This is a genomic window from Flavobacterium terrisoli, assembly GCF_030167905.1.
Taxonomy (GTDB): Bacteria; Bacteroidota; Bacteroidia; order Flavobacteriales; family Flavobacteriaceae; genus Flavobacterium; species Flavobacterium terrisoli.
This window is the reverse complement of record NZ_JARGNA010000001.1, coordinates 157511-172479: the sequence shown is the minus strand read 5'-3', so window position 1 is coordinate 172479 and position 14969 is coordinate 157511. Positions and strand designations below refer to the sequence as shown.

The window sequence follows — 14969 nt, the reverse complement described above, 5'->3', positions numbered from 1 at the left end:
TTCTCTTTTTGTTTTATAAAGTGATTTTCAGCAGTTGTTTGTTTTTGCCTTTTCTTCCTAAAAGATAAACATTATTGTCGATGATGACGCCTTTGGCCACCATAAAAGGCACTTCATTTTGTTCGTCATCCAAGATTTCCTGGTAATCGAAATCGCCATTGGCATTAACTTCAATAATATTAAGATTGGATTTATTCTTTCTGATTTTACCAAATTCGATGCGGTCATTTTTGAGCTTCTTGATTTTGTCCTTGGTATTGATGAAGAAATAAGTTTTGTCATTTCTGATAGCAGAAGTATAGGAAATAAAACTGTTTTCATCGTCCGTAGTGGTTTGTTTTTTATTGATGTTCCTCGCCCAAAGCAAACTGCCTTCCGCATTAAATTGCGCAATGATGATATCATCATAAGAATAATAGGTGCTTGAGCTATTCGTAGCAGGCATTGCACCCGATGCGGCAAATCCACTGGCATTGCTGGTAACATATTCTTCCTCTGCGTTTAAGATAATTTCACCGTTGTCTTTAAAGAAAATCTTTTTAAAGCGGATATTCTTTAAGTTTTTGTGCGTTCCGGTGCCATATTTGTCAAAAAGGAATTGTTCTGTAAACGGATTGTAATGAGAAGACTTAGTTTCCAGGGTATTGGTGTCAACTTTAGAACAAAAAATACCGGTATACCTAAAGTCTTTTTGGTCTGAATAAAGCCCAAGTAAAGTCAACTCATCATTGCGGTAATATGTTTTTAAGGTTCCTAAAAAGTGCTCGCCTATAGCAATCTTTTGTGAAACTTGTTTCTCGGGCAATACTTTTGTTAATTCAAAATAGTATTTTCCGCCTTCCGTTTTTTTCTTCAGGTCTTTATCATAGGCTTTGGCTAAAACATAGATAGCGTTACCATCATCTGATACCTGAATATTTTGAAAAAAACACTTTTTGTCTTTGGCCTCATTGGTGTAAATGAGATCCATTTTCTTGTTGAGATCTTTATCGAATAAATACAATTTCAAACCATCGTTCTCGGCGCCTTTTACATCTATGGCAATCGCAAAATCCGATTTGGTTTCGTTTACCACTAAAACAATGTCGGAACCGCTTCCTGCTTTTTCATTGGAATAAATAGTGCTGTAATTGTAATTGCCTGTAGCATTTCCGCTAAAGAATATTTGGTAATAAGTATCTAAATTGGCCAATTCGCTTTCGGCATTGATAGCGCCGACATTATCATTGGTCCAAACCTCTTTGCTTCTTGCATAAAACTTTTGCTGTAAATTGAAAGACCCAAATTTTTTCATTTCATCACGGGACAATCTGAACAATTCTTTCGGTGTAATCTTAAAATCTTCTGCCATGACATTGTCAAGGCAAACGAACATTTTCTCATTTAAGTCATAATAAATTTCGACAAAATGAAGATTGCTTCCCATCGTGAAAACGCCTAAAATTAAATTGTATTTCTGATAATTCGGGTGTTTCATTTCATATTCAAAACCTCGTTTGAATTTGAGATTGTCATCATAATATTCAATATAGTAGCCCGTGGCCTGCGAAACCATTGAGCCTTCATAAGAACGAACCAAAAGCAGTTCGCCCTTGTCATTTTTCTCAGAAAGAAGCAGTACAGAATTTCTAAATTCATCCTGAAAAAGAGCACTCTTTTGGAGTGTAAAAGGAATATTTTGTGAATAAGAAACAGTCGAAAGACCTAAAAAAATAAAAACAAAAAAATACTTCTTCATTGTTTAAGAGGTTTTATAAAATCGAATATATAAAAAATCCCGCTGTTCTGCGGGATTCTGTTTATTTTCCTGTAAATGTTGCTTTTCTCTTTTCCAAAAAAGCTGTGGTGCCTTCCTTAAAATCTTCGGTGCCGAAGCATTTGCCAAAGTTTCTGATTTCCACATCAAAACCATCCACATCGTGTTTGTAATTGGCATTCACCGCTTTTATGGCCTTGCTGATAGCCGATGGAGAATTGCGCATGATTTTAGTGGCAATGCCTTTGGTAAAATCCAACAATTCGGCCTGTGGCACAACATGATTTACCAATCCGGCACGGAAAGCCTCTTCGGCCGAAATCATTCCGGCTGTCATAATCATTTCCATGGCGCGGCCTTTTCCAATCAGTTGTGGCAAACGTTGTGTTCCGCCATAACCCGGAATTACTCCTAACGATACTTCAGGCAATCCCATTTTGGCATTATCCGAAGCAATGCGGAAATGACAGGACATGGCCAATTCTAATCCGCCGCCTAAGGCAAAACCATTGACTGCTGCAATGACCGGCGTTTTCAGTTTTTCGACAAAATCAAATAACAATTCCTGTCCCTGAGCCGCCAATTGTGCACCTTCTTCAATAGAGAAATTGGCAAATTCAGCAATGTCAGCGCCGGCAACAAAAGCCTTTTCGCCTTCACCTGTGATGATAATCACTCGAACATCTGTATTGCTTTCCAATTGTTCAAAAGCATCGTGTAATTCCTGAATCGTAGCTTTGTTCAAAGCGTTTAATTTCGCCGGACGATTGATGGTGATTTGTCCAATGCCGTTGTCAATCGCAACGAGTATGTTTTCGAAGTCCATAGTTTGTGTATTTTATTTAACAATTGGAAGCGACACAATAAAGGTTGAGCCTTTTTCCGGTTCTGTTTCAAAAGTAATGGTTCCTTTGTAATTTTCGATAATGTTTTTGATAATTCCCAATCCCAATCCCATACCGCTGGTTTTGGTGGTGAATTTTGGTTCGAAAATATGTTCGGTGTTTTCGGCATCAATTCCGATTCCGTTGTCCTTTACCGAAATGATAACTTTGTCTTCCATTTCATTGACCGAAACCAAAATGTCTTTTTCTTCCTGTTCATCCGGTATCGCCTGAATGGCATTTTTAACCAAATTGGTGATGATCCGAATCAACTGTGTTCTATCCATAACCGTGATGATTTCATCCGAACTGCTTTCGAATCTGACAAAATCTTCGTTGAAAATATCCAATGAAAACTCAACAACTTCAACCACATTCAGGGTTTCATTTTGTTGTGCCGGCATCGAAGCAAAGTTCGAAAACGCCGAAGCGACGGAGCTCATCGTATCGATTTGCTGGATTAGGGTTTTGGAATAATCGTTTAGTTTTTGCTTTAACTCAGGATCATTTGGGTCAAATTTTCGCTGGAAACTCTGTACGGTCAAACGCATTGGCGTGAGTGGATTTTTGATTTCGTGTGCGACCTGTTTTGCCATTTCGCGCCAAGCCTGTTCACGCTCGCTTTGCGCCAACATCGATGCACTTTCTTCCAGCTTGTCCACCATTTGGTTATAGGCATTGATCAAAGAGTTGATTTCTTTACTATTGGCTTCGATGACAATCTTTTCGTTCTTTTGGTTCAGGCTCGTTTCGTTGATTTTATCCGAAATGGTTTTCAGCGATTTGGTAATGTAACTCGACAGGAAATAAGCCAGGGCAAAAGCAATCACCAACATAAATGAATACACCTGACTCAGGCGCAACAGGAATTCGCGCAATTCAGTTTCATAAAATCCATCATCTTCTACATAAGGAATATTCAAAATGCCCAGTGGCTTGAACTTGTCGTCTTTGATTTGGCTATAAGACGAACGGTTTTTGACGCCGTCAATACTTTTGATATCGACATATCTTTTGTCTACGGAAGACTGAACGAGTTTGAGAATATAATTCGGAATCGGTGGCGCAACTTTATCTACGGAAAAAGAAGATTTGGAAGATTTCACCAATTTTCCCTGAAGCGAATAAATATTGATTTCCAGGTTATGAATATCCGAAAGTTCGTGGATTTTATCTTTAAAAATCAGCGGAAGATTCTCGGGAGTCAATGGATAAGTTGTCGTGGAAAGCACGTAGTTGATGTGCTCTTTGATGGCAAATTCTTTTCGGTCTAAGCGCTCCTGATGGTAATCTTTGGCTTCGTTCTTAAACTGAATAATTGAAATGGAAGCCATCAAAATCGAGGCAATCAATATCAATATAATCATCGACAGGAAAATCCTGATTCGGAGTGAAAGCATTGACATTTTGAAGCCGTTTAGCATTATTTCTTTTCTCGAATTCGTTTGTAAAATTTAAAGCCCAACATGATTAAAATCGAGAACAAAACGATTCCGACAACGCCATAAATCCAGTTGAAAGCATTCTTTAAAATTACTAAAAAAACCACTGCAAAAAGGATAATCGTCGCGCCTTCATTCCACAGTCGCATAAAGTTGGAGCTGTATTTGAATTGGTCTTGCTGCAACTGATTATAAATCTGATGGCATTTGAAATGATAGGCAAACAACAAAGCCACAAAACAAAGTTTAACCTGCATCCATGGCATTTGCAACCAACCGGGCATTAAATGTAACAGCCACAAGGCGAATATCGTTGCCAAAACAGCACTCGGCCACGTGATGATATACCACAGGCGATAGGTCATGATTTTGTATTGTTTCTGCAGGATTTCCTTCTCGGGTGAAGGCTTGTCGTTGGCTTCAATTTGGTACACAAACAAACGCACAATATAAAACAAGCCTGCAAACCAAGTAATGACAAAGATGAGGTGTAACGATTTTATGTAGTTGTAGAGTTCCATTATTTATTTTCTTTGGATGGAATTATCTTAAAAACAATTCCAATAAGTGTAATGAATAGTCCAAACTTAATTATTAGATCAGAAACAAAAGCATTTTGATTGTATTTTTCCAATAATTGCGGCGAAGGATCTTGATAGGGAATTCCGGCAAATACTAAATCATATACAAATCCAATGGCAATTATCACTATTCCTATTAAAAATAAATGTTTTTTTAACTTGATCATTTTGCCCAATCTTTTACCCAATTGGCAACTACCTGACACCATTCGTCTTCGTCATTCAAACAAGGCACAGCAAAGAATTCTTCACCGCCGTGTTCTTTGAAATCTTCATTGGCGCGCATGGCAATTTCTTCCAGTGTTTCCAAACAATCTGAAACGAAAGCCGGTGTTACGACGGCCAATTTTTTAATCCCTTTTTTGGGCATGTTGTTGATTTCAACATCGGTATAAGGCGTCAACCATTTGTCTCCGGCCAAACGCGATTGGAAGGTTTGGCTGTATTTGCCTTCCGGGATGCCGAGTAATTCAACCACTTGTCTTGTCGTTTCATAACATTGATGGCGATAGCAGAATTCATGCGCCGGCGAAGCCGTCACACAACATTTACCATCAATCGTACAATGGGATTTGGTGACATCGGTTTTGCGGATATGGCGTTTTGGAATCCCGTGATAGGAAAACAATAAATGGTCATAATCAACTCCGGTTAAATGTTTTTTAATCGAATTGGCTAAAACGTTTATAAAATCAGGTTTGTTGTAAAATGCCGGAACTTTGGTGATTTTCATTTCCGGGAAATGGGTTTTTTGCAATTCGTCTGCCAAAGCCCAAATCGTTGTCGTTGAAGCCATCGCATATTGCGGATACAAAGCCAACAACATCACTTCGGTTACGCCTTTGTCTTTGAGCTCCTGTAATCCTTTTTGAATGGTCATTGTACCATAACGCATCGCCAAAGCGACCGGGACATCAACCAGTTTCTCTACCTTTTTGTGCATTTTTTTGGAAATGACTACCAAAGGCGAACCTTCTTTGGTCCAGATTTTTTCATAGGCTTCCGCCGAATTCTTAGGTCGATTTCTTAAGATGATACCGCGAACCAATAAAGCACGCAATAAATACGGAACGTCAATCACGTATTTATCCATTAAAAATTCATCTAAATAGGGCTTTACATCTTTGGCTGTTGGACTTTCGGGCGAACCGAGATTGACTAATAATACTCCTTTCATTGTGGCAATTTTGTTTGATAAAAGTAATGAAACTTCTTTTTTGGCTTGGTTTGTACTTAATTTTTTATTGATACTCGCATATACGAGATTGATGCTATAATGTATTTTGATTGATTGACATCAGGTATTTTTTCGGTGTTGTGGCAAATTTCTTTTTGAACGCCGCGATAAAATGACTTCCGGTGCTGTAACCGATTTTGAGCCCAACTTCATTCACATTATACGAACCGGAATCCAACAACTGTCGTGCGTAATCCATTTTATAATCGAACAGGAAACCATAAACCGTGTCACCATAAATTTGTTTAAAACCCATTTTGAGTTTTTTCAAACTCAAACCAACCTGTTCCGAAAGTTCTTCCAATCCTGGCGGTTCAGCCATGTTGGCAATCATGATTTCTTTGGCTTTTTTGATTTTGAACACATTGTCTTCGTCAATTAGGAACGGACATTGCTCCGCATTTGGATCTTCATTTCGGTTGAAATATAAGCTCAGCAATTCGTAACCTTTTCCTTTGTAATAAAGGTTTTTGATGGATGGATTGAGCGAATAATGAAACATTTGGCTCAATACAATTGCCATTGACGGACTGATATCGTCTTCCTTATAATATTTTTTGTCGTTGTTTTCCGGACTAAGGAACGGAATATGGTCCGCCTGGTTGGTAAACAAGGAATGGAACTTTTGAATGGAAATAATCACTGAAATGACCCATGAATTAGGTGCCAATTCTAAATCCAAAGGCAATTCTTTTTGCGGATTATAGAACAATAATGACTTCTCTTCTCTCAAATCCAAGGCATAATTTCCCTGATTGAAGACAAATTTTGCTTTGCCCTTAATCCCAAAGTGAAATTGAATCAGCCCTTGACTGATGTGCCTTTTCACGTGAAAGTTTTCATTTTCATCGTTTTGAAAACGAATCAAAGTAAAATCATTTTCAATTGTTATTATTTCCTGAGAACCCATAGCGATGTTTTTTCGTATATGATTTTGAAACCAAGGGAAAATCTTATTTAGAATGAATCTACATAAAGAATTTGTGAAGACTTGATTTCACTGCAAATTTATGATAAATAACGCTAAAAAGATATTTGGCAATCAAAATATCTCACAGCGACATAAAAAGTCCCTACAGCGTTATTTTTATAAAATGGTTAGTAATATTTTTGTTGAACTTTTTAAGGAAAGTAGTTTATGGAAAATTTTAATATGTCGAAACATACCTCTTTTTACGCCGTAGGATTAAGTTACAAAAAAGCAGATGCTGAAATCAGAGGAAAGTTCAGTTTGGATGCCAAAGCGAAATCAACTTTATTGATGCAAGCCGAAGCAGAAGGAATCGAAGCCTTAATCGTTACATCAACCTGTAACCGTACTGAAATATATGGTTTTGCCAATCACCCATACGAGTTAATCAAATTACTTTGCGAGAATAGCCAAGGCTCAGTTCCTGAGTTTCAGGAAGTGGCTTATATCTATAAAAACCAGGAAGCCATTAATCACATGTTCCGCGTAGGAACCGGTTTGGACAGTCAAATACTTGGTGACTTCGAAATCATCAGCCAAATGAAAATCGCTTTTACCGAAAGCAAATCAAACGGTTTGGTGAATGCTTTCATGGAAAGATTGGTCAATTCGGTTATCCAAGCCAGCAAAAAAATCAAAACCGACACTGAAATTTCTACCGGAGCGACTTCGGTTTCTTTTGCTTCAGTACAATATATCATTAGAAACGTTGAAGACATTGCCAATAAAAACATCTTGCTTTTCGGAACCGGAAAAATTGGCCGAAACACTTGTGAAAATCTGGTAAAACACACCAAACATGATCATGTTACTTTAATCAACCGTACCAAAGACAAAGCGGAGAAGTTGGGTCAGAAGTTGGATGTTGTCGTTAAAGATTACGCCGATTTACAATTGGAACTACAAAAAGCGGATGTCGTGGTTGTTGCTACCGGCGCGCAAAACCCAACGATTGACAAAGCGATTCTGAATTTGAAAAAACCATTGTTGATTTTGGATTTATCGATTCCAAAGAATGTAAACGAAAATGTAAAAGAAGTGGAAGGCGTGACTTTGATTCATTTAGATCATCTTTCTCAAATTACCGACGAGACTTTAGAAAACAGAAAATTACACATTCCGGCAGCTGAAGCCATTATTGAAGAAATCAAAGAAGAGTTTATGGCTTGGGCCAAAAACAGAAAATTTGCCCCAACGATTCAGGCTTTGAAGGAAAAATTAAATTCCATCAAAGAAGGCGAATTGAATGTGCAACGCAAAAAGTTATCCAATTTCGACGAAGAACAAGCTGAATTAATCAGCAATAGAATTATCCAAAAAATCACTAATCATTTTGTAAATCACCTGAAAGATGGTGATTCTATGGATGAAGGCATTGAATGGATTGAAAAAGTTTTCCAATTAGACCAAGAGAAATCATTCTTTTAAATGAGTTTTAAAATTAGAATTAATAGAATCATTCTAGTAGTTTTTCTGCTATTTTCTATTAATGTTATTTTTTCTCAAAACAGTTATCAAAGGGTAAGTCATGAAATGAATGAGATTTTTAAAGATTATAAAAATTTCAGTTTAGATGTTGTCCTCAATCATGATTTTAAAAGTGATTACAAGGTTATAAAAAAAGATACTAAGCTTATTTTTGACAGAAATTTAGATTTTGGTTATCATAATAAAAGAATGTTAATCACCATAAATAATTATGGACAAGCTCCTTCAGACAGAGCTAATAACTTTGGTTATATTGTTGATTTAGTAGTTAAAAATGATAGTATCATCGCTTTTTTAAACCTAAAAAATTATGCGCCAGATTCACAAATTTATTATGACGAAGTTAAAGTCCAACGTTATGTGAATCTTCATGACAAATTCTACCAGACAAAAACGACTGTAAAAGATTTTATATCATCGTTTGAAAAACAAACGACTTATGGTTTCTTTTGTGGATATAGCCCAATAGATTATGGGGTTCCAACACATGAAGGGTTATTTTTTGACAAGGCTGAAAACAGAAAAACGTTCTTCGATTGGTTAAAATCGTATGACTTAGGACTTCAGGCGAATGGAGTTACTGCTTTAGAATTTTTAAGAGATAACAAAAAAGTTGTTTTAACCGGAGAAGAAAACAGGATAATTAATAGTATCAGGACAAGAAACACAATTATAAATGTGTGTAGTGGATGTACAAGTGAATATTCAAAATTGTATAAAGAAACGCCAATAAAGAGAAAATGAACAAGACAATTAGGATAGGAACTCGCGACAGCGAACTCGCACTTTGGCAAGCACACACCGTTCAAAAGAAACTCAACGATTTGGGCTATAAAACCGAAATTGTTGCGGTGAAATCACAAGGCGATATCATCCTCGATAAACCTTTATACGAACTGGGAATCACCGGAATTTTTACCAAAACTTTAGACATCGCCATGCTCAATGGCCAAGTCGATATCGCTGTGCATTCGATGAAAGATGTGCCAACGGCTTTACCTGTTGGGATTGTACAGGCAGCGGTTTTGGAAAGAGCGAATGTCTTGGATATTTTGGTTCACAAAGGCAATACCGATTTTCTAAACGGAAACGGAACTATTGCTACCGGAAGTTTACGTCGTCAGGCACAATGGCTCAATAAATATCCAAATCACACCGTAACCGATTTGCGAGGCAACGTCAATACGCGCATGCAAAAGTTGAAAGACAACGACTGGAGCGGAGCAGTGTTTGCGGCAGCGGGTTTGGAACGCATTAATTTAAAACCGGAAACTTTTATCGATTTGGATTGGATGATTCCGGCACCGGCACAAGGCGCGATGGTAGTGGTTGCGATGGGGAATGACAATTACACGATTGATGCCGTTTCGCAATTGAATGATATCGAAACCGAGATTTGCACCTATATAGAAAGACAGTTTTTGAGAACGCTGGAAGGCGGTTGTACTGCACCAATCGGAGCTTTGGCCAAATACAATCAGCATGATGACATGATTGACTTTCACGGCGTTTTGTTGTCGTTGGATGGAAAACAAAAATTTGAAATCAGGAAAGCGGTTGATATTTCAGAGTGGAAGAAATTAGGCTATCATTCGGCGCAGGAAGTATTGGAAAATGGAGGAAAAGAGTTGATGGCCGAGCTTAGGAAACAGCTAAAACCTAAAGTATAAAAGATGGAAAATCAAATTCGCATATTGTCAACCAGAAAGCTTACGGAAAACCAAAAGCAACTATTGTCGAGCGCGAATTTTGCTCTAACCGAAGAAGATTTCATCAATGTGGTGAACAGACAATTCGGAATAGAAAGCATTAATGACTTTCTGATTTTTACCAGCCAGAATGCAGTCGAAAGCGTTTTGGAGAATGAAAGAATAGTCGAAATAAAAACCAGAAAATGTTTTTGTGTTGGCGAAAAAACCAGAGCCATGCTCGAGGAAAACGGCTTTGAAGTCATTGTAAGTTCGGATTATGCTTCGGAGTTGGCATCCATCATTTGTAACCAATATTTCAAAAGCAGCTTTACCTTTTTCTGCGGAAACCTGCGAAGAGACATTTTGCCTGATTCTTTGCGATTGGCAGAAGTGGTTTTTGAAGAAGTAGAAGTGTATGAAACGGTTTTAACGCCACACAAGGCGGATGAAAACCTGAACGGGATTTTGTTTTTTAGCCCGTCAGGCGTGCAAAGTTATTTGAAAATGAATGTCCTTCAGGATGAAATTTGTTTTTGCATAGGCGGTACCACGGCTAAAAGTTTGAGAAGCATTACCAAGAAAGTGGTTATTGCAAACCAACCAACGATAGAAAGCACCATTATAAAAAGTATAGAATTTTTTAATAAAATATAGTTTGGCCAATGCCAAATGACAAAACCAAAAATATGATTAAAAACGATTTATTCCTTCGCGCCTTAAACAATGAAACAGTAGAACGTCCACCGGTTTGGATGATGCGTCAGGCGGGAAGATATTTGCCGGAATTCAGAGCGTTACGCGACAAATATGATTTTTTCACCCGTTGTGAAACTCCCGAATTGGCAGCCGAAATCACGGTTCAGCCGATTAGGATTGTAAAACCCGATGCAGCGATTTTGTTCTCAGATATTTTGGTCGTGCCAAGAGCGATGGGAATCCATGTAGAATTGAAAGACAATTTGGGACCGATTATTCCTGACCCAATCCGAACAATGGAGCAAGTCAATCAGGTTTTCGTTCCGGATGTACATGAAACTTTGGGGTATGTTTTTGAAGCTATCAAATTGACCAAAGAAATGCTGAACGATGAGGTGCCATTAATTGGCTTCGCCGGTTCACCATGGACAATCTTCTGTTATGCGGTTGAAGGAAAAGGCTCGAAAAGTTTTGATACCGCCAAAGGATTTTGTTTCTCAAACCCTTTAGCGGCGCATACTTTATTGCAAAAAATCACCGATACGACCATATTATATTTAAAGGAAAAAGTAAAAGCAGGTTGTAACGCCGTTCAGATTTTCGATTCCTGGGGCGGAATGTTGTCGCCGGTTGATTATAACGAATTCTCTTGGCCATACATCAACCAAATCGTGGAAGCATTGGCGGAAGATACCAAAGTGATTGTGTTTGGGAAAGGTTGTTGGTTTGCCCTAAATGACATGGCCAAATCAAAAGCTTCGGCACTTGGTGTAGATTGGACTTGCTCAGCCAGAAATGCAAGATATTTATCAGGTGGAAAAATTACGTTACAAGGAAATTTTGATCCATCAAGATTATTGTCGCCGATTCCAACCATCAAAAAAATGGTACACCAAATGATTGACGAGTTTGGGAAAGACAGCTATATCGTAAACCTTGGACACGGCATTTTACCAAATATTCCGGTAGATCATGCCAAGGCGTTTATCGAAGCGGTGAAAGAATACAATCAGTAATGAAAGATAAGTTCTATCAATACATATTACAATTACAAGATCAAATCACTTCAGCATTAGAAGCGACAGATGGTGTAGCCCAATTTCGGGAAGATATTTGGGAACGACCGGAAGGCGGCGGCGGAAGAACACGCGTGATTGAAAATGGAGCCGTAATTGAAAAAGGCGGTGTGAACATATCAGCAGTTCACGGGAAATTACCCGAAGCCATGCAGAAAATGTTTGGAGTTGGAGAAGCTGATTTTTTTGCGTGCGGACTGAGTTTAGTAATTCACCCGAAAAGCCCAATGGTGCCAACGGTTCATGCCAATTGGCGCTATTTCGAAATGTATGATGATAATGGCAACGTAATCAATTCATGGTTTGGTGGCGGACAGGATTTAACGCCTTATTATTTGTTTGAAGAAGATGCCAAACATTTTCACCAAACCTGTAAAACGGCTTGCGACAAACACAATCCGGAGTTTTATCCAAAATTCAAAAAACAATGCGACACTTATTTTTGGAATGCACACCGAAATGAAGCGCGTGGCATAGGCGGTTTGTTCTTTGATTATTGTAAAGAAACAGCCGATATGTCAATGGAAGATTGGTATAACTTCGTAACGGAAGTTGGGAACAGTTTCTGTGAAGCCTATGTTCCGATTGTAGAGAGAAGAAAGGAATTGACTTATACGGCAGAACAAAGAACCTGGCAGGAAATTCGTCGTGGTCGTTATGTGGAATTCAATTTGGTTCACGACAAAGGCACGCTATTCGGACTCAAAACCAACGGTAGGATTGAAAGCATCCTGATGTCATTGCCACCGCATGTACAATGGGTTTATGACCATCATCCGGAAGCCGGAAGCGAAGAAGAAAAATTAATAAACGTATTAGAGAATCCAATCGATTGGATAATTTAGCTGTCAGCTTTTAGCAATTAGCTAACAGATGCAAATGAGATGAGAGATTATAAGAAATTTTTAGTTTGGGAGAAATCACATCAGTTAACTTTAGATGTTTATAAAATGCTGCCAACTTTTCCGAAAGACGAAATATTTGGTTTGACAAGTCAAATTAAAAGATCTTCATCATCTATCCCAACCAATATTGCTGAAGGTTGCGGCAGAAACTCTGATAAAGATTTTTGTCGATTTCTATACATTTCGTTCGGTTCAGCAAATGAATTAGAATATCAAATATTTTTGAGTATCGAATTAAATTTTCTAGAAAAAGAGCAAGGCCAAATCCTTTTGAATCAAATTGAAGAAGTCAAAAAAATGCTCAACGGATTAATAATAAAATTAAATAACGCTGAAGGCTAATTGCTAACAGCTAAAAGCTAAAAATATGTTCCCATTACAAAGAGGCAGAAGATTACGCATCAACGAAAGCATTCGTTCGTTAGTGCGTGAAACGAGTTTAAGTCCGGCCGACTTTATGTTCCCGATGTTTATTACGGAAGGCAAAAACTACCAATCTGAAATTGCATCGATGCCGGGTATTTTCCGTCGTTCGATTGATTTAACGGTAAAAGAAGTAAAGGAAATTTACGCTTTGGGAATCCGCGCCGTAAACATTTATGTGAAGGTCGATGAATCGCTAAAAGACAACACCGGAAAAGAAGCCTGGAATCCAAACGGACTGATGCAGCAAGCGATCAAAGCCATCAAAGCGGCTTGTCCTGAAATGATTGTGATGCCCGATGTGGCTTTGGATCCGTATTCCATATATGGTCACGACGGAATTATCGAGAACGGTGATATTGCCAATGATGCCACCAACGACGCCTTGGTAAAAATGGCCGTTTCGCATGCGCAGGCCGGAGCCGATTTTGTCGCACCAAGCGACATGATGGACGGACGCGTTTTAAGATTGCGCCAGGGATTGGATGCTGCAGGATTTTCAAACGTTGGGATTATGAGTTATTCAGCCAAATATGCTTCGGCATTTTACGGGCCGTTCCGCGATGCCTTAGACAGTGCGCCAAGAGAAGCCGATGTAGTTGTTCCGAAAGATAAAAAGACGTACCAAATGGATTATGCCAACCGAATCGAAGCCATCAAAGAAGCGCTAATGGATGTAGAAGAAGGCGCCGATATGGTGATGGTAAAACCGGGAATTGCGTATTTGGATATCGTTCGTGAAGTGAAGAATGCCGTGAATGTTCCGGTGACAGTTTTCCATGTTTCGGGCGAATATGCTATGATTAAGGCCGCTTCCGAAAGAGGTTGGCTCGATCACGACAAAATCATGATGGAACAATTGATGTGTATCAAGCGCGCCGGAGCGAGTTTGATTTCGACATATTTTGCCAAAGAAGCAGCTATTCTTTTAAATAAATAAAGTGAAGAAATTAATATTATTATTGGCATTGGTGTCATTCATCTCTTGTAAAAAAGAAGATAATTATGATGAGCCAAAAACAGACGAAACGGCAGTAGCCATTTCCGGTCAAGAATTGTTTGAAGGTAAAGGAACTTGTACCGCTTGTCATTTACCGGAGCAAAAAGTAATTGGGCCAAGCATTACAGAAATTGCCAAAATCTACAAAGAAAAAGGCGGCAGCATTGTTAACTTTTTGAAGGAAGAAAGCGAGCCGATTGTTGACCCAAGTCAGTATGAAGTGATGAAGACCAATTTTGCCATCACCAAGTTGATGAGTGACGAAGAATTGAAAGCGTTGGAAGATTATATCTATAGTTTTTCAAAGTAATATTTCATAACTTTATCCGATGGAAACTGCTTTTATCAAAACACCGCTCGGCGTTGCCAAAATTTCTGGCGATGATAACGGCATTGCAGTCATTTCGATTTTAGAAGAAGGCGAACTTACCACTACAATTCCAACCGTTTTACAGGAAGCTGTCCAACAACTTCAGGATTATTTTGAGGGAAACCGCAACGATTTTGATTTCAAAATGAACCCTGACGGAACCGAATTCCAACAACGGGTTTGGCAGGAATTGCTCAATATTCCTTTTGGGAAAACCATGTCTTATCTCGATTTGTCCAAAAAACTAGGCGATGTCAAAGCGATTCGTGCTGTGGCTTCTGCCAATGGTAAAAATCCACTTTGGATAGTGGTTCCCTGTCACCGCGTTATCGGCACCGATGGTTCATTAACCGGATATGCCGGTGGACTTTGGCGTAAAAAATGGCTTTTGGAGCACGAAAGCCCAAGCGCGCAACAATCACTTTTTTAACTATTTTTCTTTCATATTTA

General features: G+C 38.5%; 17 protein-coding genes. 10 read left to right on the top strand and 7 right to left on the bottom strand.

What is annotated here, in order from left to right; genetic code table 11:
• Window positions 1–13: 13 nt before the first annotated feature.
• From P1K33_RS00740 to P1K33_RS00710, 7 genes are all read right to left on the bottom strand, one after another.
• Entirely contained in the window at window positions 14–1738 is a 1725-nt protein-coding gene (locus P1K33_RS00740) for a hypothetical protein (RefSeq protein ID WP_284650930.1), read from the bottom strand.
• 61 nt (window positions 1739–1799) lie between these two features.
• Window positions 1800–2582 (bottom strand): enoyl-CoA hydratase/isomerase family protein, encoded by a 783-nt coding sequence (locus P1K33_RS00735; protein ID WP_284650929.1) that lies wholly within the window; start codon window positions 2580–2582, stop codon window positions 1800–1802.
• A 12-nt stretch (window positions 2583–2594) separates the two neighbouring features.
• The gene (locus P1K33_RS00730) at window positions 2595–4007 is read right to left on the bottom strand and encodes a sensor histidine kinase (protein WP_284651194.1); all 1413 of its coding nucleotides are present in this window, start codon (window positions 4005–4007) and stop codon (window positions 2595–2597) included.
• A gap of 56 nt (window positions 4008–4063) precedes the next feature.
• Window positions 4064–4603, bottom strand: coding sequence for a CopD family protein (locus P1K33_RS00725; RefSeq protein ID WP_284650928.1), 540 nt, complete (start codon window positions 4601–4603; stop codon window positions 4064–4066).
• Window positions 4603–4830: a hypothetical protein gene (locus tag P1K33_RS00720; RefSeq protein WP_284650927.1), complete on the bottom strand. Its 228-nt coding sequence runs from the start codon at window positions 4828–4830 to the stop codon at window positions 4603–4605. The genes P1K33_RS00725 and P1K33_RS00720 overlap by 1 nt, the downstream gene beginning before the upstream one ends.
• Window positions 4827–5840, bottom strand: coding sequence for a ferrochelatase (gene hemH, locus P1K33_RS00715; RefSeq protein ID WP_284650926.1), 1014 nt, complete (start codon window positions 5838–5840; stop codon window positions 4827–4829). The genes P1K33_RS00720 and hemH overlap by 4 nt, the downstream gene beginning before the upstream one ends.
• 94 nt (window positions 5841–5934) lie before the next feature.
• A complete protein-coding gene (locus P1K33_RS00710; RefSeq protein WP_284650925.1) occupies window positions 5935–6810 on the bottom strand; it encodes an AraC family transcriptional regulator in 876 nt (291 codons plus the stop codon).
• Window positions 6811–7038: 228 nt separating this feature from the next.
• On the opposite strand from P1K33_RS00710, the gene hemA reads away from it, so the two are divergent.
• The 10 genes from hemA to P1K33_RS00660 are packed head-to-tail and all read left to right on the top strand — an operon-like array spanning window position 7039 to window position 14949.
• Window positions 7039–8298: a glutamyl-tRNA reductase gene (gene hemA / locus P1K33_RS00705; RefSeq protein ID WP_284650924.1), complete on the top strand. Its 1260-nt coding sequence runs from the start codon at window positions 7039–7041 to the stop codon at window positions 8296–8298.
• Window positions 8299–9102, top strand: coding sequence for a hypothetical protein (locus P1K33_RS00700; protein WP_284650923.1), 804 nt, complete (start codon window positions 8299–8301; stop codon window positions 9100–9102).
• Entirely contained in the window at window positions 9099–10028 is a 930-nt protein-coding gene (gene hemC / locus P1K33_RS00695) for a hydroxymethylbilane synthase (protein WP_284650922.1), read from the top strand. The genes P1K33_RS00700 and hemC overlap by 4 nt, the downstream gene beginning before the upstream one ends.
• Window positions 10029–10031: 3 nt before the next feature.
• Complete coding sequence (locus tag P1K33_RS00690; RefSeq protein ID WP_284650921.1) at window positions 10032–10703, top strand: uroporphyrinogen-III synthase; 672 nt, start codon at window positions 10032–10034, stop codon at window positions 10701–10703.
• Between the two features lie 32 nt (window positions 10704–10735).
• Window positions 10736–11761, top strand: coding sequence for a uroporphyrinogen decarboxylase (gene hemE / locus P1K33_RS00685; protein ID WP_284650920.1), 1026 nt, complete (start codon window positions 10736–10738; stop codon window positions 11759–11761).
• Window positions 11761–12666: an oxygen-dependent coproporphyrinogen oxidase gene (hemF, locus tag P1K33_RS00680; RefSeq protein WP_284650919.1), complete on the top strand. Its 906-nt coding sequence runs from the start codon at window positions 11761–11763 to the stop codon at window positions 12664–12666. The genes hemE and hemF overlap by 1 nt, the downstream gene beginning before the upstream one ends.
• 39 nt (window positions 12667–12705) lie before the next feature.
• Entirely contained in the window at window positions 12706–13068 is a 363-nt protein-coding gene (locus tag P1K33_RS00675) for a four helix bundle protein (RefSeq protein WP_284650918.1), read from the top strand.
• Window positions 13069–13093: 25 nt separating this feature from the next.
• Window positions 13094–14089, top strand: coding sequence for a porphobilinogen synthase (hemB, locus tag P1K33_RS00670; protein ID WP_284650917.1), 996 nt, complete (start codon window positions 13094–13096; stop codon window positions 14087–14089).
• Between the two features lies 1 nt (window position 14090).
• Window positions 14091–14459: a c-type cytochrome gene (locus P1K33_RS00665; RefSeq protein ID WP_284650916.1), complete on the top strand. Its 369-nt coding sequence runs from the start codon at window positions 14091–14093 to the stop codon at window positions 14457–14459.
• Window positions 14460–14478: 19 nt separating this feature from the next.
• Window positions 14479–14949, top strand: coding sequence for a methylated-DNA--[protein]-cysteine S-methyltransferase (locus P1K33_RS00660; RefSeq protein WP_284650915.1), 471 nt, complete (start codon window positions 14479–14481; stop codon window positions 14947–14949).
• The last annotated feature ends 20 nt before the right edge of the window (window positions 14950–14969 follow it).